This is a genomic window from Burkholderia sp. NFPP32 (genome assembly GCF_900119325.1).
GTDB lineage: Bacteria > Pseudomonadota > Gammaproteobacteria > Burkholderiales > Burkholderiaceae > Burkholderia > Burkholderia pyrrocinia_C.
Genome location: NZ_FPJP01000006.1, coordinates 69,021 through 94,368, shown reverse-complemented (window position 1 = coordinate 94,368; position 25,348 = coordinate 69,021). Strand labels below are relative to the sequence as shown.

Genomic DNA, 25,348 nt, shown 5'->3' with positions numbered 1-25,348 from the left:
CTCTTTGCAAAAAGGAATTAACCAATGAATGTGACCGAACGCGTTATCCAGGAACAGTTTCAATTCTGGCCGGCGGCACTTGCCACGCCGTCTCTTGAACCGACCGATTGCAAGTTCGTGATCGTCGGCTGCGGCACTTCGTATCATCTCGCTCAAAGTATTGCCGCGTCGTTCAGTCTTCGCGGGTCGAGTGCGATCGCCGTGCCCGGAGGGGAGTGGGCACGGCGCCGGCGCGCCTATGTTGCGAGCGATGCGAATGTTCACGTCATTGCGTTGTCGCGAAGTGGCGAGTCGACCGAGACGGTACAGGCGCTTGAAGTCAGCCGGGCCGCCGGTATTAAGACGACCGCGATCACGTGCGAAGCCGACAGCAGCATTACCCGTCATGCGGACTCGGTTGTCTTTGCAGAGACCCATCCGGGCGAAGGCATCGTGATGACGTCATCGGCGAGCTTGATGTTGATAATGGGTTTGCGTCTGGCGGGCGTGACGCTCGAAGGTAGCGTCGTGAACGACGCCATGGCGACGATGGGAAAACTTGACAGGGCTCTTCCCGGTGCGTTGGCGGGACGATCCCACTTCGTCTATCTGGGTGCGGGCCCGATGTATGGAATTGCAGGTGAAGGCAGCATCAAAGTACAAGAGATGAGTCTGAGCTATGCCCATACCTATCACACGATGGAGTACCGGCACGGGCCTGTCAGCCTTGTGGACGACAAAACGCTGGCCGTTCTGCTTTACAGCCCGGACACTCGTGACGAGGAGGCAAAGCTGGCGGAGGAGTTGATTGAAAAGGGAGCGATGGTCTTGGGTTTCGGCGGGCCTGGAAGTGTAGAAATCGAACTCCCGGGGGCGGCTGAAAGCCGGGCAATCATGGTGCTTCCCGCCCTGCAGATTCTGGGCGAGCGAGTCGCCGAACTGCGCGGCCTCGACACAACCGCTCCGCGTCATTTGAACAAGGTCGTCACGCTATAACACCTGACAAGGGTGGTGTGTTGGTGTGCATCCAAGCCACCATCGTAAAACTTTGAAAGGAGGTGTCTCGTGGCAAATGTCGAGATCACCAACGTTAGAAAGAATTATGGAAACCAGTCGGTCATCGAAAGCGCGAACATTTCGATTCGGGACGGCGAATTTGTGGCGCTTGTCGGCGCATCCGGCAGCGGTAAATCGACGCTGTTGCGCATGATTGCCGGCCTGGAAAGCATCACGGATGGAAAGATCTTCATTGGTGAACGGTTGATCAACAATCTTCCGGCCAAAGATCGGGACATCGCCATGGTTTTTCAGAGCTACGCACTCTATCCTCATCTGAGCGTAGCGGAAAACATGGGGTTCAGCCTTCAAATTCGCGGAACGGCGAAGGACGAAATTAAAAAGGCAATCGGTGAAGCCGCGGAAATACTGGGGCTTACCCCTTATCTGCATCGCCTTCCCAAACAATTGTCGGGCGGCCAACGTCAGCGCGTGGCGATGGGGCGCGCGATCGTCCGCAAGCCCCAGGTGTTCCTGTTCGACGAGCCTCTATCGAACCTGGACGCGCAGCTACGGGTGCAAATGCGCCGGGAAGTCAAATCCCTCCAGCAGCGGCTCGGGACAACCTCGATCTATGTCACGCACGATCAGATCGAAGCGATGACGATGGCCGACAGGATCGTCCTGTTGAACCACGGTCATATTGAACAGGTGGGTGTCCCGCTCGACCTTTACGATCGCCCGGCGAATCTGTTTGTTGCGCGATTCATCGGCTCTCCCGCAATGAACCTGATGGAAGGATCGATCGTGCAACAGCAGGGGCAAACGTATGTCGACATCGATGATGGAATCGTCATCGCGCTCGGAAAGGATGTGCCGGTTGAATCCGGTACGAAAGTCGTTTGCGGCATCAGACCCGAGCATTTCAATATCGCCGAAGGAAAGAGTGCGCTAAGCATCGACGTTTCCACCATTGAGGCAACCGGGGCGGAGTCGCATCTGCACGGGACAATCGGCCGGCACCCGGCCACGCTGATTCTCGGGGGGCGGAATCGTATCACGCATGGCGGCTCGATCCCGTTGACTGTCGCCGCCGAGGACATTCACCTTTTTGATCTGAAAACAGGTCGACGCTTCGATTTCGCACCGGGATGCAGAACATGAACAGTACTCTGGTGCAATCCATGACGGGCCGAGCTGGCAACGTCGGGCGCCTGGGTTTTTTCTCCGTCTGTACGGCCCATCCGGTAGTGATCGAGGCGGCGCTTCGGCACGCACTCGTTCACGACGTAGACGTGCTGATCGAAGCGACTTGCAATCAGGTAAACCAGGAGGGCGGTTATACGGGAATGACCCCTGCCGCCTTCCGGCAGTTTGTCGCGCAAATCGCGCTAAAGGTTGGCTTCAATACGGAACGCCTGATCCTGGGCGGCGACCATTTGGGACCGACCCCGTGGAAGAAACTTTCGTCTGATGTTGCGATGGCGCGCGCCGAGGTGATGATTGCCGATTATGTACACGCGGGGTTCCGCAAGTTACACATCGACGCCAGCATGGGCTGTCACGGAGAGCCTGAGATGCTGTCGGACGAAGTCGTTGCTCAGCGTGCAGTGCGGCTGGTTCGCTCCGCAGAAGCCGCCGCTTCTCGGGAGGCCCCGCCGCTATATGTGATCGGTACAGAGGTTCCGGTACCAGGCGGGGCGCTTGAGGTAATCGATCATCTTGAAGTAACGCGACCGTCAGCTGCAAAGCGGACGATCGACGTCCATCGCGCGGCATTTGAACAAGCTGGACTCTCTGCGGCTTTCGATCGGGTAATCGGCGTAGTCGTCCAACCCGGCGTCGAATTTGGCCACCAGAACGTCATCGTGTATCGCCCGGAGCGAGCACGTGATCTTGGCGCGTTGCTTTCAACGGGACATGGGTACGTCTTCGAGGCGCATTCGACGGATTATCAGCCGGCCGGCGCATTGGCCGAACTGGTTCGAGATGGATTCGCCATCCTGAAGGTTGGTCCGGGTCTTACCTTTGCGTACCGCGAAGCGCTCTATGGGCTCGACGCGATTGCGCAAGTGCTCGCTCCGGTGCCGGAATCGGAAACGTTGACGGCGTCGATGGAACGCCTCATGGTAGCCAGGCCGGAACACTGGGAGAAGTACTATCACGGTACCGAGGATGAAATTCGCGTACAGCGGCACTTCAGTTACAGCGACCGTATCCGTTACTATTGGGCATTGCCGGAAGCGCAGGCAGCGGTGAACGCGTTGCTGGAACGTCTTGATGGCATGACGGTACCCGAGACGCTGGTCAGCCAATACCTGAGTGCGCTATATCCGGCCGTCCGGTCAGGCGCTATCCAGGCGACGCCCGCGGTTTTGCTGGAATATGCGGTCAGCCAGGTATTCGACACCTACCACAAAGCGGTGACTGGTCCCTAACGCGCGCCGGCATCGAATAGCGTGGTGAAGCCAGGGCTTGAAGCTTGCTATTGATGCTGTCTGTATATCGCGATGAGATATGAAAACGAACCGATTAGATGCCATTAGGCACCATTTGTATTCGAACGGCGAAACCTCGATTCAGGCGCTTGCCGAAGGGGTTGGCGCATCCTTGGCGACTATCCGACGGGATCTTCAGATTCTTGAGGAGCAAGGCGTCATCGAACGTAGCCATGGTGGCGCTCGCATCTCGAAGGGAGTGGATACCGAGGTCGCATTCGAAGTCCGCGAAAATCAGCATCTGCGCGAAAAAAGAGCAATCGCGGCGGCGGCTTATGACCTCTTGACGCCGAATAGTGCTGTGTTCCTCGATGCCGGAACGACTGTCTTGCAACTGGCTCACCTGTTACGGGTCAATCCGATCCCGTTGACCGTCGTGACAAATGGTCTGGTCGTTGCGCACCGATTGATGAATGTGCCGAAGGTGCGCGTCTCGCTCATAGGCGGACAACTGCGTAACGAGAATGCGTCGATGGTGGGTCCGGCGGCCGAGTTGGCGCTCGATCGACTGTGGCTGGATCAGTTGTTCCTGGGAGCCGGTGCAATTGGCGACGATCACAAAATCTACAGCATGGATTCCGCCGAAGCCAGCATCAACGAACATATGATCGAAAGAGCGGCGAGTACGATCGTTCTTGCCGATGCGAGCAAATTCAGTCGGCGCTCCACATTCCTGGTCGCAGAGCTGAATAGTCGAATGCGCGTGATTTCGGATGCGTCCTTGCCTGCGGAGGAGCAGTCGAGGCTGAGGAAGGCGGGCATCAATTTAATTACCGTCGAGAGCACGGGAACAGATTCCGGCCATCGGGCGAGTGGTTCATGATGTCTGCCCCGGAGTTCGTGTTGGGGATTGATGCCGGGGGCACAAAGACGTTGCTGGCGATTGCCGACCGTTCAGGTGTAGTCCCGTTTGTTACCCAAGGGTCTACGCTTGATCCGAACGGCGGCCCTGTTTGGATCCGGGAAATCGCGCGTCTCGTCGATTCTGCTGCCCGTTATATGCCCCACGTATGCGCCGCAGCGGTGGGGCTCCCGTTCTTCGGGGAGGTGGAAACAATTTCTCAGGCACAACGTGACACGTGTGCCGGCCTGTTTCCCATGAACCACGAGGTCGTCAACGATGTTCAGGTGGCCTTCGACGGGGCCTTTGCGGGCCGGGGCGGGGTTTTGCTTTTGGCTGGCACAGGCTCGATGGCGTGGGCCGGTGACGGCAGCGGTGCAGACATAAGGATTGGCGGTTGGGGCGACGCATTTGGCGACGAAGGAAGCGCGTATTGGATTGGTCGGGAGGCGCTGTCGGAAGCCACACGCGCATTGGATGGGCGTGGACTTGATGTCGACTTTGCGCACTTGCTGCTTGACGGGCTGCGTCTTGCCGAAGCGGATCTGATTGGCTGGTCGTATGCCGATGCGGCGCGGAGATCGCGGATTGCAGGCGTGGCAAAACTCGTAAGCGAGATTGCGCTGGTCAACGAGACAGCGCGCTCAATCCTGGCGCGTGCAGGTGATCAGCTTTACGAGCACGCGAAAGTGGGCTTCGAGCGAAGCGGTTTGCCGAAGTCTGCCGACTGGAGTTATGCCGGGGGCGTGTTCGCCAGTGAAGTGGTTCTGAGTCACCTGATTTCCCGGATTGGCCGCGCGCCTACGCTACCGTCGTTGCCGCCAATCGGGGGCGCACTGTTGAGAGCCGCGCGTATTTGCAGATGGGACACAGACGCTGCATGGGTTGGCAGTTTGGCGAGATCGCTTGTAAGCGCTTACTAGATTCCGCGTCCGGAAAATGTCGAAGTCATAGTACGCGACCATCTGGAGTCAAATGCGAGAGCCTTTGACATTCTACTCATTGCGCGCAACCTGAAGGCGCTCGAGCGGGAGCCCGCCTAGTCACACAGTTGTGAGAAGACGCGCGCAAACGTCGCGTCTTGTCAATAACGGAGGCGAAACTCATGGACTGTCAGAGGGGACCTCGGGGCGCCGCGTGTGGCAACCGGGACCTATGCCGCCGCGACTTTCCATGCCATACGGCGTAACATTTTCCTAGCCAGAGAATCTGGCCGTCATCTGGATTTGAAAATCTCAGCTGTTCAGCGCGGAGGTAGGTCCCATGCATGTGCCCCCTGGCTTTTCGATTGTTACGCCATACATCTTTGTCGATGGTGCCGAGGCGTATATCGCTTTTCTTGAGCATGCCCTCGGCGGGAGGGAGAGAGGGCGCAGCTTGCGCCCCGATGGCAAGATCGCGAATGCCCAGATTTCCTTCGGGCCCTCGACGGTGATGGTAAGTGAGGCCTTGACTGAGTTTCCGGCGAGCAGCGCGGCATTTTACCTTTATGTCGAGGATGCCGATCGCGCGGTCAAACAAGCCGTTGCCAGTGGTGCGGAACTCGTGATGGCGGTCGCTGACATGCCCTACGGCGATCGCCAGGGGGGCGTCCGCGACATTGCTGGCAATATCTGGTGGGTTTCGCAGCGTCTTACGGCTGAGCCATACTTCAAAGCCTGATCGAGTCACGAATCCAACAGGTATCCGCCGATCTTGGGTTTCCTGATTGAACGAATGATCGAGTTCAGTGCGGCTGTGTCTTCTCTTTGGGGTAATCGTACTTTTCATGCGAAAAATGGCGGTTTGGACGGAAAATCCCACACAGGAATTTCCGTAGTCGCCGTGTGCCATCGTTCGATGCGGACGTGTTGAAGTCGGTAGCCTCGGTGGGTATTCCGGCAGAATGTGACGAAATCTGCATCGTTCGTTGAACATATCTGAACGAAAATCATCGCTGCCGTGCGGAAACGCAAATGGATGACGGTGTGGAATCGTGACGTCGAACGGTTCGGTGTTCGGGTGAAGTGATTCAGAGCGAGATCCAGCGCGTAGCCGGTAGGGAGCCCCGACGAGGCGTCATTCGGGCGGAGATGTTTGCGGAATACCGCTTGCGCGAACGTCGCCTACGCGGGCCTCAATCCGAAGCCCGGTAAAGTTACTCGACATATCATCACAAAATATTACGTACGTAGCGACCTATGGCTCCCTACAATCCTCGCAACTGACGGACGTGCATGCCTTGCAGCGGTTTCCGCTCTGTCGTCAAAGGGCTTGCAGCGACGAAGGCGGTGACCGATACACGCGGTTGCCCGCATTCGGCGCGCCACAGCCGGCATTGAACGCATGTGGAGGTGTTGACGTCGCACGGGCCTTCGAGGGGCAAGCATCCGGACCGTACGATGTATTGACAGGAGTGCGAAATGGAACCGCTGCAAGTCATCCAGAATCTCGATGTGCTCACGAATGCGATCGAAGTCGCGGTCGCCCGGGCTGACTGGAGCGAGGCCGTCCGGGCCGCGGAAACACGTTCAAGGTTTGTGATTGCGCTTGCGCCCGATCAACCGGACGAGGTTCGCGCGGCGATCGGGAGAATGCAGGAGATCGATGTCCGGATCTCCACCGTTGCCCGGGAAACGTTCGAGGCACTCATCGCCGAGGGCTGGATTGCGTTGTACGAAACCGGGCCGGCGACGCAGGTGTTGGCGGCGCAGCCGCTATCGCCCGGGGCGGATGCGATGGCATCCCGGTCCCCTTCTTTTCCCGCATGAGCGTCACTACCCGGGCGCCCATGCTCAATACGCGGACAGATCTTTGGAAGTGCCTGTCACGGGTTAACGTTTCGGTGGCGGTATGCGATTTCGAAAACGCACCAATTATGTCGATGCAACACGGTGGTTCGCCGATGGCGACCATGATCGAGTGGAGAACCGTGAAGGCGTGTGGGCGGTCGCCACGCCGGAGGGTTGGCGTTCGGTGAAGCCTGGCGACTGGATATTGCTCGACGAGCGCGGCAACTGCTGGCCGATGGACGACAGGCTCTTTGCGAATTTCTACGAACCGGTTGCGGAGTGAGTGCGGCTGAAGCACACGGGCCGCAAGCGGATGCGGCACGCCCGCGATAGCGGGTGCGCCGTCGTGCTTACCGGCTCGCGCGTGAAAACAGCAACGAATCGGTGTCGTTGAACCTGATGCGCACCGGATCGCCATAACCGGTTTTCTCCGCGACGCGGATCGACGCGACGTTGGTCGGCGCGATCAGACACACGCTGCGTTCGAACCGCTGCTGCGCATCGAGCCACGCGAGCGCGGCCGCGAGCGCCTCGGTCGCATAGCCGTTGCCGTGCGCCCACGTCGCCAGCGCCCAGCCGGCTTCCGGCACACCGCGAATCGACGGCTCGACGAGCCGGTGGAAATCGGCGAAGCCGAGATCGCCGACGTAACGGCCCGACGCCTTTTCGCGAATCGCCCAGTAGCCGTAGCCCAGCAGCGGCCACAGTCCGCGATATGCGAGCAGGCGCATCCACGAGTCGCGCGGCGCGGACGGCTCGCCGTTGAAGATGTGCGCGACGACGTCCGGCTCGGCCCACATCGCGGCGAGCGCGTCGAAGTCGCCGAGCGGATGGCCCTCGAGGACGAGGCGCGGCGTGTCGAGGACGGGCGGGGAGGCGACGGGCGGCGGGACGTTCGACGTCATCGGGCATTCCATGGGCAGGAAGGGGGGAAGGCACGCGGGCCGGCCGCGCGGAACGTGCCGGTACGATACCGCGGAATCCGCCCGCGCGGCCGCTACTTCAGGCTTTTCAGGAAGGACCGTCCTGCGGACGTGATCGAAATGCCGGAGCGGCCGTGCGGCGGATGGCTGGCGAAGCCCGCACCGACGAGTTCCCGCGCGATCGACCAGCCGAGCGCCGGCGCATCCCGGCCGTAGCGAACGTCGGCGAGGCGTTCGAGTGCCCAGACGGCGGACGCCGACAGGTTGGGGGCGTTTGACGTGTGTTGGTCGCTCATGACTTCCTCCGGGAATGGGTGTGCGGTGTGGATCGCGGCAGCGCGGCTGCGGAATGCGGCGGCGGGCATTCCGTCATCGGGCGCGTGTCTCGCGGCGTGAGCGCATCGGCAGCAGCAGGTCGACGCGCGACGGGGCGGAGGGCGGCACGCGGGTCAGCCCTCCTGCAGCAACGGCAGCAGCGCCTGAAGCGCCGCTTCCTCATCGGGCCCGGCGGCCAGCACCTGGGCGGACGTGCCGCCGCGCAACTCCAGCGCCGCGATCGCGGCGTCGTTTTTCGCGTTGCCGCGGCACCCGTTCACGATCAGCACGATGTCGCTTTCGAAGCGGCGTGCCGCTGCGACGACCGCGTCCCTGGCCGCGCCCGCGCGGGTCCGGTTCCACGCGGTGCCGATTTGAAGGTAGACGACGGTTGCCACGTTTTTTTACGAAAGCCTCTGGTTGAGTCGTCGGGGGCAGTGCGCGGCGCCGAGCCCGCAGTGCGCGAGAAACGCGCGAAACGCGGTTTCCCACGCGGCGTCGCGCAAGTCGATGTCGATGCCGGCGAGTCGTTCCATTTCCGGGTTGACGAACACGGCGCGCAGCGATCGAGGCGGCACGCCGCGCGCGAAGCAATGGTCGTCGGCATCGAGCAGCAGGTGCGGATGGCGCCGGAACCGCACGCAGGCGACCGAGATCGGGTCCGTCACGTGCCGGGCCGATTCCGCCGGATACACGAAAGCCAGGTGGATCTCGGCCGCCGCGAGCTGAGCGCCGACGTCGTGGAAGCGATGAATCAACTGGAAGCCGCGTTCGACGCCGCGCCCGACGCCCACGACGACGATCGGCCGGTTTTCCGTGATTTCCCGAAGCGTAACGGGGCGCCGATCGGGCCGCAGTAGTGCACCATCCAGCTCGAACATGTCGACATCCTCAGCGAAACCGCCTGCAAGTCCGATGAACGGCGGAAAGCGAGGATTATAGTACAGCGATGGAGAACATGTGTATTGTATTATAATGCCGTGTGCAGCAAATGCTGCACGCACCCGTTTTTTCGACTCGAACCTTACCCGATGGATGCTGCAATGAACGCCGCCCCTGCCTGCCCGCAATGCGCGATGGAAAACACCTACCCGGACGGCACGCTCTACGTGTGCCCGGACTGCGGTCACGAATGGTCGGCGACGGCCGGTGCCGAAGCCGGCGATGAAGCGGCCGGCGACGTCGTCAGGGACGCGAACGGCAACGTGCTGTCGGACGGCGATTCGGTCGTGCTGATCAAGGACCTGCGCGTGAAGGGCTCGTCGATCACGCTGAAGATGGGCACCAAGGTCAAGAGCATCCGGATCGTCGGCGGCGATCACGAAGTCGACTGCAAGACGGACGCCGGCGGCTTCATGCTGAAGGCCTGTTTCCTGAAGAAGGTGTGATTGCGCGCGTGCGCCGCCGCGGCGGCGCTTCGTTCGCGCGGCCGGCCGCCCGTGCTTCGGGCGGCTTCGACTGTTTGACTACCCGGGCATAACAAGCATGGCAGAGGATCGAACCTCCTACGATGCGTTCGTCAGATTCCTGTCGACGCCGTTGCGCGATGGCCGGCCGTTCGTGCTGGAGACGCGCCATGCGGTGTCGCTGCACTTCGATCATCTCGCCACGCAGAGCTTCATGTCGCTGAAGAATCCGGCCGCGCTCGCGCTCGGCTATACGCGCGTGATGATGGGCTTCCTGTTGCTGCAGCCCGCGCCCGTGCGCATCTGCATGCTCGGGCTCGGCGGTGGCTCGCTGGCGAAATACTGCCACCGGCATCTGCCCGATACGGCGATCGATGCGGTCGAGATCAATCCCGAGGTGATCGCGCTGCGCGACGTATTCAGGATTCCTGCGGACGATGCGCGCTTCAGGGTGGTGTGTGCCGACGGCGCGGACTACATGACGGAGGCGGACGTGCGCACGGACGTGATCCTGCACGACGCGTTCGTCGCCGAAGGCATGCCGGGCCGGTGCACGAGCGCCGCCTTCTTCGCGACGTGCCGCGAGCGGCTGAACGACGCGGGTGTGCTCGCGATCAACTTCACCGACGACGATCCGGCGCTGCCGCTGTACCTCGAGCGGCTGCGCGCCGTGTTCGGTGCGTCGTATGCGCTGGTCCCGTGCGGTGACGACAACAACTTCATCGCGTTCGCATGGAAGGGCGGCGATCGCTTGCCGTCGTTGCGCATCCTGCTCGAGCGCGCGCTTCAGTTCGCCGTTGCCGGCGAACTGAAGCTGGCTTCCACGGCCCGGCGGCTGAAGAGCGGCGCGGGCATCGATCCGGCGCGGCTGGTCTGGCGCGAGCAAGCGCCCGGGCGCTGGGAAATCGGGGCTTGACCCGCGGTTACTTCATGCGCTTGCCGAGCGGGCTCTTGGTCTTGTAGGTCACGCCGTGATGCTCGAGATACTCGCGGATCAACTGACGTACGACTTGCGACGGCGTGAGATCCTGCGCCGCGCAGAGCATCTCGAATGCTTCCTTCTTGGCGGGATCGATCAGGACGGTCAGGCGGGCGGTTTTCGTTTCCATTGCGCGGACAGGTCGGCGGATATGTTAATCAAATTATAATACATCTGCTTTCGGCGTCACGGCCGAAACGGGTTGTCCGGCCGGTTGCCGTGCGGTCCGGTCATCCATCCGGACGGCCCGCCGGGATGCGCCCGCACGGGTCGGGTTTTGCGCCGGCTCAGGGCCGGCGATCGAGCCGGCAGAACCAGGTCAGCACGTCGTCGGCCACGGGCACGATCGCGAGCATGACGAGCATGCCGGCGAGCGGTACCGTCGACACGTAGCCGACATACTTGAAGCCGATCGCGCCGGCCAGGCCGCCGACGAAGAACGACGCCAGCATCGTGGCGTGAATCCTCAGCTTCGCGCGGTTGGCGACAACCGCATGCATGTCCACGTCAATGGCCGAGCGGTTCCAGTAAAACAGCTTGCCCAGTTCGATGCCGAGGTCGGTCACGATGCCGGTCATGTGCGTCGTGCGGATCTCCGCGCCCGACAGCTTCGTGATCATCGCGTTTTGCAGCCCCATGATGAAGCACAGCAGGATCACGGTCACGGGCACGAAGAACGCCTCCCACAGCGCGAGGTGGCTGCCGAGCAGCCCGAACAGCAGGAGCAGCACGGCCTCGACCAGCAGCGGCAGCACGTACTGGCTGTGCAGGCCGCGGCGGCGCCCCCAGTTGACGAGCACCGCCGAGCAGCCGGCGCCGACGAGAAACGACGCCAGCGAACTGATGCCGGCCAGCGCGAGCGGTATGTCGCCGAGCGCCGCCTGGTCGGCGATCGCCGAGACGATGCCGCTCATGTGCGACGTGTATTGCCTGACCGCAAGGAAGCCGCCCGCGTTGGTCGCGCCGGCGACGAACGCGAGCGAAAAGCCGAGCTGGCGGTTCGCGGTTGCGCTGCGGTGTTTACCCGTCAGGCTTCGAAAGTACTGCGCTGGCATAGGGGCTTCGCTCAATCGCCGGGATCGCGGGCGCGGACATGGCCGGACGGCGCCCTTCGGGCCGAACGGGCGGCCCGCGAAGGCGCCGGCTTCCTCGAATCATGTGGCTTGTATGATAATGCCATTATCATATCCTGTTAGCCAGCTTTGGCTTTCGATGCAATAATGCAAGTGGAGCCGGCGCGCCTGCCGTCGCCGTTCCATGCCCCCGTTCAACCCGAGCGTACTGGAGACAATCCGGATGGCACCCGTGCCGGTCGTCCATTTCGTGCTGCTGGTCGTGGCTGCCTGGCTCGCGATCGGCGCGCTGGGGCTCGGGGCGCTGCATCGCACGCGGGTCGTCGCGCACGGGCTGTTTCCGCTCGGTGCGCTGGGCGGGCTGCTGCTGGCGGCCGCGGGGCTCGCGGGCGTGTTTGCCGAGCCGTCCGTCGCGGTGCTGCCGATCGGGCTGCCCGACCTGCCGTTCCATCTGCGGCTCGACCGCCTGTCCGGCTATTTCCTGTTCGTGCTCGGCCTCGTCAGTGCCGGGATCGGCGCGTTTTCCGCCGGCTACTTCCGCAAGGGCGAGGGCGCCGCGCCCGGGCTCATCTGCTGCGAATATCACGTGTGCGTCGCGAGCATCGCGCTCGTGCTCGTCGCGGACGACGCGTATGCGTTCATGGTCGCGTGGGAAACGCTGACGCTGTCCGCGACCTTCCTCGTGATGACCAACCACCGGATCGGCGAAATCCGCCGTGCGGGCTACCTGTATTTCCTGATTTCGCATGTCGGCGCGCTCGCGCTGCTGCTGTGCTTCGGCATCCTGCAGGCGCGCACCGGCGATTACACGTTCGCGAACATGCGCACCCAGTCGCTCGATGCAACCTGGGCGTCGCTCGCGTTCCTGCTCGCGCTCGTCGGCTTCGGCGCGAAGGCGGGCGTATTTCCGCTGCATGTGTGGCTGCCCGATGCGCATCCGGCCGCACCGTCCCCCGTGTCGGCGCTCCTGAGCGGGTTCGTGCTGAAGGTGGGGCTCTACGGGCTGCTGCGCACCGTGTTCGACCTGCTGCACGTGCAGATCGCGTGGTGGGGCGTGCTGCTGCTCGTGCTCGGCGGCGGCACCGCGCTGCTCGGCGTGGTCTTCAGCACGATCCAGGTCGACATGAAGCGCCTGCTCGCCTATTCGTCGATCGACAACATCGGCCTGATGTTCGTGTCGCTCGGGCTCGCGGTGCTGTTTCGCGCGTTCGGCATGACGACCCTGGCGGCGCTCGCGCTGACCGCGATGCTCTATCAGGTCGTCGCGCATGCGGCATACAAGAGCCTGCTGTTCCTGGGGACGGGCGCCGTGCTGCACGCCACCGGCGAGCGCAATCTCGGCAAGCTCGGCGGGTTGATCCGTTTCATGCCGTGGACGGCCTGGGCCGTGCTCGCTGGCGTCGCGGCGAGCGCGGGCCTGCCGCCGATGAGCGGTTTCGTCGCGGAGTGGCTGTTGCTGCAGGCGTTTCTGTTTACGCCGGGCCTGCCGGATTCGGTGCTGGCGATGACGGTGCCGATCGCGGCCGCGCTGGTGGCGATGTCGGCCGCGCTCGCCGGCTACACGATGGTCAAGTTCTTCGGCATCGTGTTTCTCGGGCAGCCGAGGGAAGCCAAACTGAGCCGCGCCCGCGACGCGAATGCGTGGGAGCGGCTCGCGTTCTGCTGGTTCGCGGCGCTCAGCGTGCTGCTCGGGCTGATGCCCGCGCAGTTCGTCAAGCTGCTGGATCCGGTCACGCGCGGGCTCGTCGGCGCCGGCGTCGGCGCGGACAATCACGGCTGGCTGCTGCTCGTGCCGGTGTCGACCGCGCGCGCAAGCTACATGCCGGCCGTGTTCATGCTGTTTTTCGTCGCGTGCTGCGGGCTTGCGTGGCTGCTGGTGCGGCGCTTCTACCACGGCCGGCTGCGCCGCGCCGCGCCGTGGGGTTGCGGTTTCCCGTTTCCGACCACGCGGATGCAGGACACGGCCGAGGGGTTCGGGCAGCCGATCCGCGAGATCTTCGCGCCGCTGCTGCGCATCGAGCGGCAGGTGCCGTCGCCGTTCGACGCGCAGCCCGCGTACCGGGTGTCGGTCGCCGATCGCACCTGGCTGCTCTACGAGCGCATCGCGGCGATCACGCTGCGCGCGGCCGAATGGGCGGGCCGGCTGCAGACAGGCCGGATCGCCGTCTACCTGACCTACAGCTTCGCGGTGCTGATCCTGCTCCTGATGCTGGTGAGAAGATGGTGACCGTCTCCGGCGTGGCATCGCAGATCCTCGAGATCGTGGTGGCGCTCGCCGCCGCGCCGCTGCTGTCCGGCTGGATCAACCAGTGCCGCGCGTGGCTGCAGAACCGGCGCGCGCCGTCGGTCTGGCAGCCGTACCGGATGCTCCACAAGCTTTTCAACAAGGAATCGGTCGTCGCGCATGGCGCGAGCGCGGTGTTCCGCGGCGCGCCCTACGTCGTCTGGGCCGCGATGACGCTCGCGTGCGCGATCGTGCCGACGCTGTCGACGGAGCTGCCGCTGTCGCCCGCCGCGGACGCGATCGCGCTCGTCGGCCTGTTCGCGCTCGCGCGCGTCGCGCTGTCGCTCGCCGCGATGGACATCGGCACGGCATTCGGCACGCTCGGTGCGCGGCGCGAGATGCTGATCGGCTTCCTCGCGGAGCCGGCGTTGCTGATGGTTCTGCTGTCCGCGTCGCTGATCACGCAGTCGACGCTGCTGACGAGCATCGTCGGCACGCTCGGGCGCGGCGAGCTCACGCTCTATCCGAGCCTGGCGTTTGCCGGCATCGCGTTCACGCTGGTGTCGCTCGCCGAAAACGCACGGCTGCCCGTCGACAATCCGACTACCCACCTCGAACTGACGATGATCCACGAGGCACTGCTGCTCGAATACTCGGGGCGTCATCTCGCGCTGATGGAATGGGCGGCGAGCCTCAAGCTGTTCGCCTATTCGTGCATCGGCCTCGCGCTGTTCGTCCCGTGGGGCATTGCCGAGGCGGGTAATCCGCTCGCGCTGCTGCTGGCGGTGCCGGTGCTGTTCGTCAAGCTGATGGCGGGCGGCGCGGCGCTCGCCGCGGTCGAGACCGTCAATGCGAAGATGCGGCTGTTCAGGGTGCCCGAGTTTCTCGCCACCGCGTTCCTGCTCGCGGTGATCGGCATGCTCGTGCACATCCTGCTGGGGGCGTGAATGCACGGCTACGCGACGCAACTGATCAACTTCCTGGCGGCGCTGCTGCTGATCCTGTCGTTCGCGATGCTGAGCCAGCGACGCACGCTGTCGCTGATCCATCTCTATACGCTGCAGGGCGTCGCGCTCGTGTCGGCCAACCTGATTCTCGGCGTGCTGACGGGCGACGCGCACCTGTTCGTGTCCGCCGGGCTGACGCTCGTGCTGAAGGTCGGCGTGATCCCGTGGCTCCTGTATCGGCTCGTGCGCCGGCTCGACGTGCGCGCCGACGTCGAACCGCTCATCAATATCCCGACCACGCAGCTGATCGGCATCGTGCTGGTGATCGTCGCGTTCAACGTCGCATCGCCGATCAGCCAGCTCGCGACCTCGGTCGCGCGCGGCGCGCTCGGTATCGCGCTCGCCTGCGTGCTGCTGTCGTTCATGGCGATGATCACGCGCGCCAAGGCGATTCCGCAGGTGATCGGCTTCCTGTCGATGGAGAACGGGCTGTTTTTCGCGGCGACGGCCGCGACCAACGGGATGCCGATGATCGTCGAGCTCGGCATCGGGCTCGACGTGCTGGTCGGCATCCTGATCCTGGGCGTGTTCATGTTCCAGATCCGCGAGCAGTTCGACAGCCTGGACATCCATCACCTCGAGACGCTCAAAGATGAATGAGGCCCATGTCGTGCTCGCCGTGCTCGGCCTGCCGCTCGCGGCCGCCGCGACGCTCGCGTGCGTGCGGTCCAGCCGCGTCGCGCGCAACCTGAACGCCGGCTTCAGTTTCGCGACGTTCGCGGCGACGCTCGCGCTCGCCGCGCACACCGTCGAAAACGGCCCGTCGAGCGTGTTCGACGGCGCGTTCTTCGTCGATCCGCTCAACGTCTACCTGGTCGCGCTGACCGCGTTCGTCGGCTGGACGACGTCGTTGTTCTCGCGTCCGTACATGCAGGTCGAGGAGGATCGCGGCCGGATGACGGCCGCGCGGATGCGGCTCTATCACGCGATGTATCAGCTCTTCATGTTCGCGATGCTGCTCGCGCTGCTGACCGACAACCTCGGCGTGCTGTGGGTCGCGATGGAGGCGGCGACGCTGGCGACCGTGCTGCTCGTCAGCGTCTACCGGACGGCCGCGAGCCTCGAGGCCGCGTGGAAGTATTTCATCCTGTGCGGCGTCGGCATCGCGCAGGCGCTGTTCGGCACGATCCTGCTGTACCTCGCCGCAAGCCGGCAGCTGGCCGGCGGGGATGCGCTGCTGTGGACGAGCCTCGTCGCGGTCAAGGCGCACCTCGACCCGACCATCGTGTCGATCGCCTTCGTGTTCCTGCTCGTCGGCTACGGCACGAAGATCGGCCTCGTGCCGATGCACAGCTGGCTGCCGGACGCGCATGCCGAAGGCCCGACGCCGATTTCGGCGGTGCTGTCCGGCCTGCTGCTGAACGTCGCGCTGTATGCGGTACTGCGCTGCAAGGTGCTGGCCGACGGCGCGCTCGGCAACGGACTGCCGGGGCGGCTGCTGGTCGGGTTCGGGCTCGTGTCGGTGCTGGTCGCGTCGTTCTCGCTGTTCCGGCAGAAGGACGTGAAGCGGCTGTTCTCGTATTCGTCGATCGAGCACATGGGGCTGGTGACGTTCGCCTTCGGCCTCGGCGGCCCGGTCGCGACCTTCGCCGGATTGCTGCACATGACGGTGCACTCGCTCGTCAAGTCGGCGATCTTCTTCGCGGTCGGCCATGCGGCGCAGAAGGCCGGCACGCAGGCGATCGACGGCATTCGCGGGCTGCTGCAGGTCAGCCCGACCGTCGGCTGGGGGATGATGCTCGGCACGCTCGCGATTCTCGGCCTGCCGCCGTTCGGCGTGTTCGCGAGCGAATTCCTGATCCTGACGACCGCGATGAACACGCTGCCGTGGACCGCGCCGCTGCTGCTGCTCGGGCTCGCCGTCGCCTTCGCGGCGATCTTCGCGCGCGTGCAGCGGATGGTATTCGGCGGCACGACGACGGCGAAACCGCTCGGACACCGGCCGGCGCTGTTGCCGGTGTTCGTCCATCTGGCGCTCGGCCTGATGCTCGGCCTGTACGTGCCGCCTTATCTGGCGACCTGGTATCGCCAGGCCGCGACGATGCTGGCGGGGTGACGCATGCGACTCGAATCGATACCCAGGGAGGCCGCGGTCCCGCTCGAATGCCGGGCGGGCCAGGTGCGCGCGGCGCTGATGGAAGTCGACCCGGCGGGGTGGCTCGAGACGGCGCGCGTCGCACGGTCGGAGCGGAGCCGGCTCGTCGCGATGTGGGGCGGCGAAGCGCGCGACGCGGGTTTCGCGGTGAATGCCGCGTACGAATGCGACGACGGCATCCTGTGGGTGCGTCTCGCGACCGGGCGGCAGCCCGACGCCGGCGGGGATTTCCCCGACCTGGCGCCGCTGTTTCCGTCCGCCGCCCGGATGCAGCGGGCGATCTTCGACCTGACCGGCCTGAGCGCGCGCGGCGCGCAGGACGCGCGGCCGTGGCTCAATCACGGCAATTGGCCCGACGACTATTTTCCACTGCAACGATCGGCGACCGGTGTCGAGGCGTTCGAATCGAACGAGGCGAACTACCGGTTCGTGCCGGTGGCCGGCGACGGCGTGCACGAGATCGCGGTCGGGCCGATCCACGCCGGCATCATCGAGCCGGGACATTTCCGGTTTTCGGTCGTCGGAGAGAAGGTGCTGCGCCTCGAGGAACGCCTCGGCTACGCGCATCGCGGCGTCGAGCGACTGTTCGAGCGGACGGCCGCGTCGAACGGCCATCGGGTCGCGGGCCGGATCGCCGGCGATTCGACCGTCGCGTTCTCGTGGGCCTACTGCATGGCGCTCGAGCACGCGTGCCGCACCGCAGTGCCTAAGCGCGCGCTGTATCTGCGCGCGCTCCTGCTCGAACGCGAACGCGTGGCGAATCACCTGGGCGATCTCGGCGCGCTCGGCAACGATGCCGGGTTCGGGTTCGGTCTCGCGCAGTTTTCCCGGCTCAAGGAGGACTGGGTCCGGATGAACGATCGCGCGTTCGGACATCGATACCTGATGGACCGGATCGTGCCCGGCGGCGTGGCGGTCGACGTCGGGCACGACAGCGTCGCGAGCCTGTCGGACGCGTGCGAACGCATCGAACATGACGTGCGCGTCATGCGGACAATCTACGAAGACCAGTCGGGGCTGCAGGACCGGTTCGTGGGCACCGGCAGATTGACCGCCGAGGTCGCTGCGCACTTCGGCGTGCGCGGCCTGGCCGCCCGTGCCAGCGCTCACGCGTTCGACGTGCGCGCGGCGATGCGGTCCGCGCCGTACGACGAGGTCGCCGTCAACGCGGCGAGCGATCCGCGCGGCGACGTCGCCGCACGCGTGGCCGTGCGGTTCGCCGAGATCGACGAATCGGTGCGCGTGATGCGCGTGCTGCTGGCGAATCTGCCGGCGGGCCCGGTCGCCGTCGAGGTGGCGCCCGCCGCGGCGCCTGCCCGCGGGATCGGCTGGGTCGAGGGATGGCGCGGCGATATATTCGTCGCGCTCGAGACGGAAGCGGACGATGCGATCGCGCGGTGCCATTGCCACGATCCGTCGTGGCAGAACTGGCCGGCGCTCGAACATGCGATCATCGGCAATATCGTTGCCGATTTTCCGTTGATCAACAAATCGTTCAACCTGAATTACGCGGGGCACGACCTCTGATGTGGCAGCTTATCCGGCAATTTGCGCGCACCGATTTTCCCGACGAGCCCGTGCCGGCAGCGGAGGACGCGTGGCGTCGCGAGGAGGGGCGCATCCGGCAGGACATTCTCGATCTGCTCGGGCGAGCGCTCTGCATCCGGCAGATCGACGCGGGATCCTGCAACGGCTGCGAGCTGGAGATCCATGCGCTGAACAACGCCTACTACAACATCGAGGGGCTCGGCATCAAGTTCGTCGCGAGTCCCCGCCATGCGGACCTGCTGCTCGTGACCGGGCCCGTGACGCTGAACATGCGGGCAGCCGTGCTCGCCGCATACGACGCGACGCCGGCGCCGAAGCTCGTCGTCGCGGCCGGCGAGTGCGCGTGCACGGGCGGCATCTTTGCCGACAGTTATGCGGTGTGCGGCCCGGTTGCGTCGATCCTGCCGGTCGACGTGACGATTCCCGGCTGCCCGCCGCCGCCTCGCGACTTGCTGCGCGGGATCCTGACGGCCTGCCGGGCGCGCGGCGCTTGATGAGGCGGACCGTGGCGATTTTCAGCGCGTTCGTTCGGGGATCCTACGATCATCGTGCCGCGGCAGGGCGTGCGACGCGACGGGCGCCGGGAACGCGGCAGAATCCTGTTTTCATCCCCGCTTTTATCGGCTGGCGAGCCGGATATCCGGCTCGTTCGCCATGACTTCGACTCCTGCTTCATGACACCTGTCAAATTCATTCTTCGCTACACGGCGATCCCTTTCACGGCCATCGTGGCCGTGGTGATCTGGACCGTCATACCATCGTCGAAAGAGATCGATGCGAGACAATATGCGGCGCTGTCGCGTGCGTATGCAAGTTTCCCGCTGCCGTTCCGGCACGAGATCTCGGAAGCGATGGACCACGGCCGGATCAACGACCGGCGCTACCAGGCACTCGTGCGCGATTCGCTGGGCAACGGCGTCGCGCTGGACTGGCCGGCATCAGGCGTCGGCGGCATCGCGGACGAACGACAAAAACTGGCCGAACTGATTCAGGCCGATTCGGATCTTCAAAGGCAACACCCATGAAAACCCTGCTGGTCTCCGTGGCATTCGCGATGATCATCGCGAGCCTGATTTTCGCGCTGTATTTCATGAATCACGATCGCGGCAAGTCCAAGCGAATGGCGTGGTCGCTCGCGGCACGCGTCGGGCTGTCGGTCACGCTGTTTCTGTCGCTGCTGATCGCGTACAAGCTCGGCTGGATCGAACCGACCGGATTGCCGATAGGGCGTTGAGCGGGCGTTGAGCGGGGCATGCCCCGCTGCATGCGGGGCGTTTTCTCAAATGCAAGTTTGATTCAGTAATCGAGGTGTTGTGATAAGAATACTTATCCCGATGCGATTGATGCGAATGAAGGCGATTGACGGAATTGCAGCAACGCTTGCGCGGCTGAAGCGGGTTTCGGGTTTCAACAGAAGCGGTAACGACCGGCGCAACGGCGCTAGCTGCCCGACTCGTTGGTCATGTCATGGCGATACGCGCGTGGCGAGCAGCCCACGATGCGCTTGAACGCATGGCCGAACGCGCTATCCGAGTCGTAGCCGAGCGTCTGCGCGATTGCCGATATCGATGCGCTGGAGCGTCTCAGCTCCCGCATCGCGAGCTGTATCCGCCAGCGCAGCACGTATTCGAGCGGCCCGAATCCCAGCCGCCGCTTGAAATGCAGCGCGAACGTCGAACGCGATATGTGGCAGCAGGTCGCGAGTTCGTCGACGGTCCAGCGTCGCGCGGGGGCCGCATGAATGGCGGCAAGCGCCGCGCTCACCCTCGAATCCGCGAACCCGGCGAGCCATCCGACATCGCCGTTCGCGCCGTCGTCCACGTAGCGCCGCAGGATCTGCACCAGCATCATGTGTCCGAGATGCCGAACCATCAACGACCCGCCCGGCGGCGACGCGACGAATTCATGCGCGAGTTGCTGCAGCGCCCAGCGCAGCACGGCCGCCTGCTCGGAGTCGCCGCTCACGACGACCACGGGCGGCAGGCTGCCGAGCAGCAACGGCATGCTCTCTTCGTACGAGAAGCGGCCGCCGATCAGGAAGCAATCCGCCGGCTCGCCATAGTGTGCGATACCGCGATCGACATGCCGGTACACGTCGGCGGCCGGCACCGGCGCGACCGACGGATCGCTCGCCAGCGAAAATGCCCGCGGCGCCGCCAGCAGGAAACAGTCCCCCGTGCGCAGCCGGATGGGTGGCCCCGCGCCGTCGACGCTCAGCCAGCAGCTCCCTTCGACGACCGCGTTGAACTTGATTCCGTCGGGCGGCGGAATGGCGACCGCCCAATCGCCGCCGGCTCGCAAGCCGATGAAATACGAATCGCGCGTTTCCAGCAGCGACAGCACCTCGGATAGTGGATCCACGCGTTATCTCCGGACGATCTCGACGAAAAACCGGATTCTATTGCATTCACAGTCCGGGTGCGTGATCGGAGAATGACTTCGTGCAGCGACGTGACCGACGGGCGGTCGCGTGCTTCACGCATCGTTCCTGGAGCCTTCAATGACGAGCAGGCAGCAACCCCTTCATTCCGGATTCGGCGCCGCGTCGACGGCAAGCGACGTGCTGGCCGATCTCGACCTCAGCGGCAAAACCGCGATCGTCACGGGCGGCCATTCGGGCCTCGGCCTGGAAACGACGCGCGCGCTGGCGCAGGCCGGCGCGAACGTCGTCGTTGGCGCACGCAACCCCGCTGCCGCGCGCGAAGCGACGCGCGGCTTGCCCGGCGTGGAGATTGCGGCACTCGACCTCGCCGATCTCGCGAGCGTGGCCGCATTCGCCGCGCGGTTCGTCGATGCGCGGCGCGACGTGCATATCGTGATCAACAGCGCGGGCATCATGGCGTGTCCCGAGACGCGGGTCGGCAATGGCCGGGAAGCGCAGATGGCCGTCAATCATCTCGGTCATTACGCACTCGTCAACCGGCTGTGGCCTGCGCTCGCGCACGGCCACGGCGCCCGCGTGGTCGCGGTGTCGTCGCTCGGGCATCGGCTGTCGCCGATTCGCTGGGATGACATTCAGTTCGCGCACGGCTACGACAAATGGCTTGCGTACGGACAGTCGAAGACCGCAAACGCGCTGTTTGCGGTGCAACTCGATGTGCTCGGCGCCCGGTTCGGCGTCCGCGCCTATTCGCTGCATCCGGGCAAGATCGCGACGCCGCTGCAGCGACATCTGACACGCGAAGAGATGATGGCGCAAGGCTGGGTGGACGAGCACGGGGCACCCATCGATCCGACTTTCAAGACACCTGCGCAGGGTGCGGCGACGCAGGTATGGGCAGCAACGTCGCCGCGCCTCGCCGGTATCGGCGGCGTCTACTGCGAGGATTGCGACGTCGCGGTGGTCACGCGGGGAAACGAGGAAGCGGGCGTGCGGCCACATGCGATCGATCCCGAGGAGGCGGCACGTCTGTGGACATGGTCGGCGGAATTGACGGGCGTCGATGCCTTTGCGGTGCGCCGCTGACGCAAGTGTTCACGCGGATCAACGCGTTGAAACCGGACGCTGAGCGACACCTTCGGTCGTGCGGCCGATGCGCGAGAGCAGAAAGCCGCTTATCCGCGCGCCTGAAGAAGCGCGCGGCTCATCTCAGCGATCGGCATCGACGCAATCGAGTTCAGCAGGCGGATTTCCCCGGCATCGGGGCGGGCGATCTCGCGCACTTCGTCGAGCGTCTGCGCGACGCTGCGATCGAGCGGTTCGAGAAAGCGCCGGAGCTCGCTTTCGGCCGCCTTCTCCTTGAGCCCGAGCGCATTGCCGAACGCGATCAGCGCGCCCATGTCGATATCGGAGAACCGCGTCGCCGTGCCGAGCGGCATCGTCAGTTCGCAGTGCGGCCAGTGATCGCCGCGATGGTCGGGCCGGTGCGTGGGCGTGTGATAGACGACCGTGCTGACGATGTCGTAGAACGGCGCAAGCCGGTAGCCGCGCGCGTCGACGAAGAACGACAGGTTTTTCAGGTGCGCGTCGCCATTGCCGATCACCACGTTGAAGATCGTCCAGCGGAACACCGACAGGCGCGCGCGTGCGCGCGTGCTGGTCTGCCCGATCGCGCGGCCGAGTTCCTCCGCGTTCGCGCGCTGGTACTTGAAGCCGCGATCGTAGTTCAGCAACTGCATCGCATCGATCGTGTGCAGGCGACTGGCCGGCTCCGACGCGGTATCGCGGTCGAAGCGGTCGATCACGTAGCACGCGGACGGCGCGCGAAGAAAATGCACGTCCGGAACGTCGAGGCCCATCCGCTTCGCGAGCTTCATGCAGAAGAACTCGTTGATCGCCGAATGCGGATAGCCGGCGGCGCGCATGTCCGGCTTCAGCAGATGCATCGACGGCTCGCTGCCGACCGGTTCGAACAGCGCATAGTCCGGCGCGTCGCCGCGCAGGATCAGCAGCAGCTTCTGCTGCGCGCCGGCCGCCGACATGCGCTTGGGCGCGGTGGCCGTCAGCGCGTGCTCGGGCATCGCCTGGATGCGGCGCTCGAGTTCGTCGAGCCCAAGCGGCTGCATGCTGCCGGCCGCTTCGTGCTCGCCTTCGGCCAGCAGCGTGAGCGCGCCGGCCGATTCGCGCCCGAAGTAGGCGAGCAGGCCCCATGCGTCGGCGGCATCGACCTGCGCCTCGCGCGCGAGCGACGTCCGCATGCCTTCTTCGGGCAGCAGGTTGTCGAAGAACCACTGGACCGGGCGATCGGTCGAGCTGTCGGTGAAGGTACCGGCGCGCAGCGCGAACGCGGGCGACAGCGGGTACGCGTGCGGCGAGGCGAGCCACTGCGCGTCGTACGCGAACGACCAGATGCCTTTGTCGTCGGTCAGCCTGCCCATGCGCAGCCCGTTCGCGGACGCGATCAACGTTCTAGCCGCCATGGCTGCTCCTGCGGCGTCGAGCGGCCTTGAGCGCGTTTTCCGCCGAAATCTCGATCGACGATTGCGCGAGCAGACTTACGCCGAGCTCGCCGAGCAGCAGCAGCACCTTGCCGATCTGGGCGGTCGGCTTCCCGGCTTCCACCTGGCTGATGAATTTCGGCGAAAGCCCCGTGGCGTTCGCGAGTTCGTCGCGCGTGAACCCCTGCTGGAGCCGCACGGCGCGAATGAGGTTGGCGAGGGCGCCGATCGTGTTGACGGACCGAGTCTCCGGCATGACGTTCTCCGTGCTTCGTATCTGAGCGGGAACAGTATTGCACAATTTGCGGGTTCGGGCATTGATTCGTATTCGTTCGGAAACGAAAGCGCTCAGCAGGTGACTGGATAATTGTTTCGTTCCCGATCGGGAACCGGATGGCACGGAATCGCGGGCGGCGGCACTTCCGTATCCGGGCGGATACGTGATTGGCGCGCACGACGGGGCCGGCCTGCCGCGCGTGCAACCCGGGCACGGGACGGCGTGCATCGACGCTGACGCGACGTTGTGTTCGTCCGGACCGACATGAGCGTGCACGCCAGTCCGACGATCGTACGGCGCGCGTCAATGCCGCCGTGCAGCGGTCGGCAACGCGCGTCGACATCGTTGGAATGGCCGCGGCACGTCAGTCCATTCCGTGACCCGTCACCCGATCGACATGACTGAAGGTTCCGATCGGACGGTTTCGCGCGCGGCGCAACCGCCCGTTGCCGCACGTATGCCCGAGCAGCGATCTTTATGACCGCGGCAGATAAACGTATCCGAATCGCTTCGTTGACGCATCCCGGCACGCACTCGTAGATTCGCGTTTTGACCGAATCAGGGGCCGTGCCGTGACGACTACCGCCATCCGCGACGCCGCAACGCTTTCCGCCGGGCATCCGCCCGCATCGCGGCCAGGCGGTGCGGCGCAGCGCTTCGACATCGTTCCGTTCGACGCGCCGCTCGGCGCCGAAGTGGTCGGCCTCGACCTGTCGCGGCCGCTGGACGCCGACGGTTTCGCGCGTATCCATCGCGCGCATCTCGACCATCACGTGCTGGTGTTTCGCGACCAGCGCATCACGCCGGACGAGCACATCGCATTCAGCCGCCGCTTCGGCCCGCTGCAGATCCATGTGCTGCACCAGTTCGCGCTTGCCGGCCACCCGGAGGTGCTGATCGTGTCGAACATCGTCGAGAACGGCAAGCCGATCGGGCTCGGCGACGCGGGCCATTTCTGGCATTCCGACCTGTCGTACAAGGAGAAGCCGAGCCTCGGTTCGCTGCTGCACGCGCAGGAATTGCCGGCGGAGGGCGGCGACACGCTGTTCGCGAACATGCATCTCGCGTGGGACACGCTGCCGGCCCATCTGCGCCGCGCGATCGAAGGGCGGCGCGCCGAGCATACGTATCTCGCGCGCTATGCGGAACTGCAGGCGCGCAGCCCGTGGCGGCCGAACCTGTCGCCCGAGCAGATCGCGCAGGTCGATGCGGTCGTCCATCCGGTCGTGCGCACGCATCCCGAAACGGGCCGCAACGCGCTGTTCGTCAGCGAGCATTTCACGACGCGCATCGTGGGCCTGCCCGACGACGAAAGCCGCGCGCTGCTCGACGAACTGTTCGAGCACAGCGTGCGCGCCGAACACCTGTACCGGCACCGGTGGCGCGAGCACGATCTCGTGTTCTGGGACAACCGTTCGCTGATGCATCTCGCCGCCGGCACGCCCGACCATCTGCGCCGCAAGCTGTACCGCACGACGATCGAAGGCGACGCGCCTTTCTGAGCCGCGTGCCGCGTCATTCTTCCGCCCCATTCCGAC

The 25,348-nt window shown here is 64.6% G+C and carries 29 protein-coding genes; 20 read left to right on the top strand and 9 right to left on the bottom strand.

Annotated elements, in window-relative coordinates; all coding sequences use genetic code 11:
- Positions 1 to 24: 24 nt before the first annotated feature.
- The 8 genes from BT264_RS14320 to BT264_RS14285 all read left to right on the top strand — a co-directional run bounded on the left by BT264_RS14320 (position 25) and on the right by BT264_RS14285 (position 7,368).
- The gene (locus tag BT264_RS14320; RefSeq protein WP_072437904.1) at positions 25 to 975 is read left to right on the top strand and encodes an SIS domain-containing protein; all 951 of its coding nucleotides are present in this window, start codon (positions 25 to 27) and stop codon (positions 973 to 975) included.
- A 69-nt stretch (positions 976 to 1,044) separates the two neighbouring features.
- Complete coding sequence (locus BT264_RS14315; protein WP_072437905.1) at positions 1,045 to 2,139, top strand: ABC transporter ATP-binding protein; 1,095 nt, start codon at positions 1,045 to 1,047, stop codon at positions 2,137 to 2,139.
- On the top strand, positions 2,136 to 3,413 hold the full coding sequence (locus BT264_RS14310; protein ID WP_072437996.1) for a D-tagatose-bisphosphate aldolase, class II, non-catalytic subunit: 1,278 nt from the start codon (positions 2,136 to 2,138) through the stop codon (positions 3,411 to 3,413). Before BT264_RS14315 ends, BT264_RS14310 begins: the two co-directional genes overlap by 4 nt.
- A 79-nt stretch (positions 3,414 to 3,492) precedes the next feature.
- Positions 3,493 to 4,296, top strand: a complete 804-nt coding sequence (locus BT264_RS14305; RefSeq protein ID WP_072437906.1) for a DeoR/GlpR family DNA-binding transcription regulator — start codon at positions 3,493 to 3,495, stop codon at positions 4,294 to 4,296.
- Positions 4,293 to 5,237: an N-acetylglucosamine kinase gene (locus tag BT264_RS14300; RefSeq protein WP_083534014.1), complete on the top strand. Its 945-nt coding sequence runs from the start codon at positions 4,293 to 4,295 to the stop codon at positions 5,235 to 5,237. The genes BT264_RS14305 and BT264_RS14300 overlap by 4 nt, the downstream gene beginning before the upstream one ends.
- Positions 5,238 to 5,577: 340 nt before the next feature.
- Entirely contained in the window at positions 5,578 to 5,976 is a 399-nt protein-coding gene (locus BT264_RS14295; protein WP_072437907.1) for a VOC family protein, read from the top strand.
- Between the two features lie 740 nt (positions 5,977 to 6,716).
- Positions 6,717 to 7,064, top strand: coding sequence for a hypothetical protein (locus tag BT264_RS14290; RefSeq protein WP_072437908.1), 348 nt, complete (start codon positions 6,717 to 6,719; stop codon positions 7,062 to 7,064).
- 82 nt (positions 7,065 to 7,146) lie between these two features.
- Complete coding sequence (locus BT264_RS14285) at positions 7,147 to 7,368, top strand: hypothetical protein (protein ID WP_072437909.1); 222 nt, start codon at positions 7,147 to 7,149, stop codon at positions 7,366 to 7,368.
- Between the two features lie 67 nt (positions 7,369 to 7,435).
- Here BT264_RS14285 and BT264_RS14280 read toward each other — a convergent pair whose 3' ends face one another.
- From BT264_RS14280 to BT264_RS14265, 4 genes are all read right to left on the bottom strand, one after another.
- The gene (locus BT264_RS14280) at positions 7,436 to 7,990 is read right to left on the bottom strand and encodes a GNAT family N-acetyltransferase (protein ID WP_256260629.1); all 555 of its coding nucleotides are present in this window, start codon (positions 7,988 to 7,990) and stop codon (positions 7,436 to 7,438) included.
- Between the two features lie 92 nt (positions 7,991 to 8,082).
- Positions 8,083 to 8,304, bottom strand: coding sequence for a hypothetical protein (locus tag BT264_RS14275; protein ID WP_072437911.1), 222 nt, complete (start codon positions 8,302 to 8,304; stop codon positions 8,083 to 8,085).
- Between the two features lie 153 nt (positions 8,305 to 8,457).
- Positions 8,458 to 8,721, bottom strand: coding sequence for an HPr family phosphocarrier protein (locus BT264_RS14270; protein ID WP_072437912.1), 264 nt, complete (start codon positions 8,719 to 8,721; stop codon positions 8,458 to 8,460).
- A 6-nt stretch (positions 8,722 to 8,727) separates the two neighbouring features.
- Complete coding sequence (locus BT264_RS14265; RefSeq protein ID WP_256260628.1) at positions 8,728 to 9,327, bottom strand: hypothetical protein; 600 nt, start codon at positions 9,325 to 9,327, stop codon at positions 8,728 to 8,730.
- Between the two features lie 39 nt (positions 9,328 to 9,366).
- Here BT264_RS14265 and BT264_RS14260 point away from each other — a divergent pair, with 39 nt between their 5' ends.
- Together BT264_RS14260 and BT264_RS14255 are read left to right on the top strand one after the other, a co-directional pair.
- Positions 9,367 to 9,711 (top strand): zinc ribbon domain-containing protein YjdM, encoded by a 345-nt coding sequence (locus tag BT264_RS14260; protein WP_034184663.1) that lies wholly within the window; start codon positions 9,367 to 9,369, stop codon positions 9,709 to 9,711.
- Positions 9,712 to 9,808: 97 nt separating this feature from the next.
- Positions 9,809 to 10,645, top strand: a complete 837-nt coding sequence (locus BT264_RS14255; protein WP_072437914.1) for a fused MFS/spermidine synthase — start codon at positions 9,809 to 9,811, stop codon at positions 10,643 to 10,645.
- Between the two features lie 7 nt (positions 10,646 to 10,652).
- Here the strand turns inward: BT264_RS14255 and BT264_RS14250 are convergent, their stop codons facing one another.
- Positions 10,653 to 10,838, bottom strand: a complete 186-nt coding sequence (locus BT264_RS14250; protein ID WP_034184418.1) for a ribbon-helix-helix protein, CopG family — start codon at positions 10,836 to 10,838, stop codon at positions 10,653 to 10,655.
- 157 nt (positions 10,839 to 10,995) lie between these two features.
- Positions 10,996 to 11,763: a YoaK family protein gene (locus BT264_RS14245; RefSeq protein WP_072437915.1), complete on the bottom strand. Its 768-nt coding sequence runs from the start codon at positions 11,761 to 11,763 to the stop codon at positions 10,996 to 10,998.
- A gap of 241 nt (positions 11,764 to 12,004) precedes the next feature.
- On the opposite strand from BT264_RS14245, the gene hyfB reads away from it, so the two are divergent.
- From hyfB to BT264_RS14205, 8 genes are all read left to right on the top strand, one after another.
- Positions 12,005 to 14,008, top strand: a complete 2,004-nt coding sequence (hyfB, locus tag BT264_RS14240; RefSeq protein ID WP_072437916.1) for a hydrogenase 4 subunit B — start codon at positions 12,005 to 12,007, stop codon at positions 14,006 to 14,008.
- On the top strand, positions 14,002 to 14,952 hold the full coding sequence (locus BT264_RS14235; RefSeq protein WP_072437917.1) for a respiratory chain complex I subunit 1 family protein: 951 nt from the start codon (positions 14,002 to 14,004) through the stop codon (positions 14,950 to 14,952). The genes hyfB and BT264_RS14235 overlap by 7 nt, the downstream gene beginning before the upstream one ends.
- On the top strand, positions 14,953 to 15,612 hold the full coding sequence (locus tag BT264_RS14230; protein ID WP_072437918.1) for a formate hydrogenlyase: 660 nt from the start codon (positions 14,953 to 14,955) through the stop codon (positions 15,610 to 15,612). It begins immediately after the preceding gene.
- Positions 15,605 to 17,068, top strand: coding sequence for a hydrogenase 4 subunit F (locus BT264_RS14225; protein WP_072437919.1), 1,464 nt, complete (start codon positions 15,605 to 15,607; stop codon positions 17,066 to 17,068). Before BT264_RS14230 ends, BT264_RS14225 begins: the two co-directional genes overlap by 8 nt.
- Before the next feature lie 3 nt (positions 17,069 to 17,071).
- Positions 17,072 to 18,634, top strand: a complete 1,563-nt coding sequence (locus BT264_RS14220) for a hydrogenase large subunit (RefSeq protein ID WP_072437920.1) — start codon at positions 17,072 to 17,074, stop codon at positions 18,632 to 18,634.
- Entirely contained in the window at positions 18,634 to 19,149 is a 516-nt protein-coding gene (locus BT264_RS14215; protein WP_072437921.1) for an NADH-quinone oxidoreductase subunit B family protein, read from the top strand. Before BT264_RS14220 ends, BT264_RS14215 begins: the two co-directional genes overlap by 1 nt.
- Before the next feature lie 180 nt (positions 19,150 to 19,329).
- Complete coding sequence (locus BT264_RS14210; protein WP_072437922.1) at positions 19,330 to 19,680, top strand: hypothetical protein; 351 nt, start codon at positions 19,330 to 19,332, stop codon at positions 19,678 to 19,680.
- Positions 19,677 to 19,889 carry a twin transmembrane helix small protein gene (locus BT264_RS14205; protein WP_006489184.1) on the top strand — a complete coding sequence of 71 codons (213 nt, stop codon included), beginning with the start codon at positions 19,677 to 19,679 and terminating at the stop codon, positions 19,887 to 19,889. The genes BT264_RS14210 and BT264_RS14205 overlap by 4 nt, the downstream gene beginning before the upstream one ends.
- A gap of 206 nt (positions 19,890 to 20,095) precedes the next feature.
- On the opposite strand, the gene BT264_RS14200 is transcribed toward BT264_RS14205, so the two are convergent.
- Positions 20,096 to 21,016, bottom strand: coding sequence for an AraC family transcriptional regulator (locus BT264_RS14200; RefSeq protein ID WP_072437923.1), 921 nt, complete (start codon positions 21,014 to 21,016; stop codon positions 20,096 to 20,098).
- Between the two features lie 139 nt (positions 21,017 to 21,155).
- Here BT264_RS14200 and BT264_RS14195 point away from each other — a divergent pair, with 139 nt between their 5' ends.
- Positions 21,156 to 22,121, top strand: coding sequence for an SDR family NAD(P)-dependent oxidoreductase (locus BT264_RS14195; RefSeq protein WP_072437924.1), 966 nt, complete (start codon positions 21,156 to 21,158; stop codon positions 22,119 to 22,121).
- A gap of 89 nt (positions 22,122 to 22,210) precedes the next feature.
- Here BT264_RS14195 and BT264_RS14190 read toward each other — a convergent pair whose 3' ends face one another.
- Together BT264_RS14190 and BT264_RS14185 are read right to left on the bottom strand one after the other, a co-directional pair.
- Entirely contained in the window at positions 22,211 to 23,515 is a 1,305-nt protein-coding gene (locus BT264_RS14190) for a HipA domain-containing protein (RefSeq protein WP_072437925.1), read from the bottom strand.
- Positions 23,505 to 23,789 (bottom strand): helix-turn-helix domain-containing protein, encoded by a 285-nt coding sequence (locus tag BT264_RS14185; protein ID WP_072437926.1) that lies wholly within the window; start codon positions 23,787 to 23,789, stop codon positions 23,505 to 23,507. Before BT264_RS14185 ends, BT264_RS14190 begins: the two co-directional genes overlap by 11 nt.
- A 593-nt stretch (positions 23,790 to 24,382) precedes the next feature.
- Between BT264_RS14185 and BT264_RS14180 the strand changes: the two genes are divergently transcribed.
- A complete protein-coding gene (locus tag BT264_RS14180; RefSeq protein WP_072437927.1) occupies positions 24,383 to 25,312 on the top strand; it encodes a TauD/TfdA dioxygenase family protein in 930 nt (309 codons plus the stop codon).
- Positions 25,313 to 25,348 lie beyond the last annotated feature (36 nt).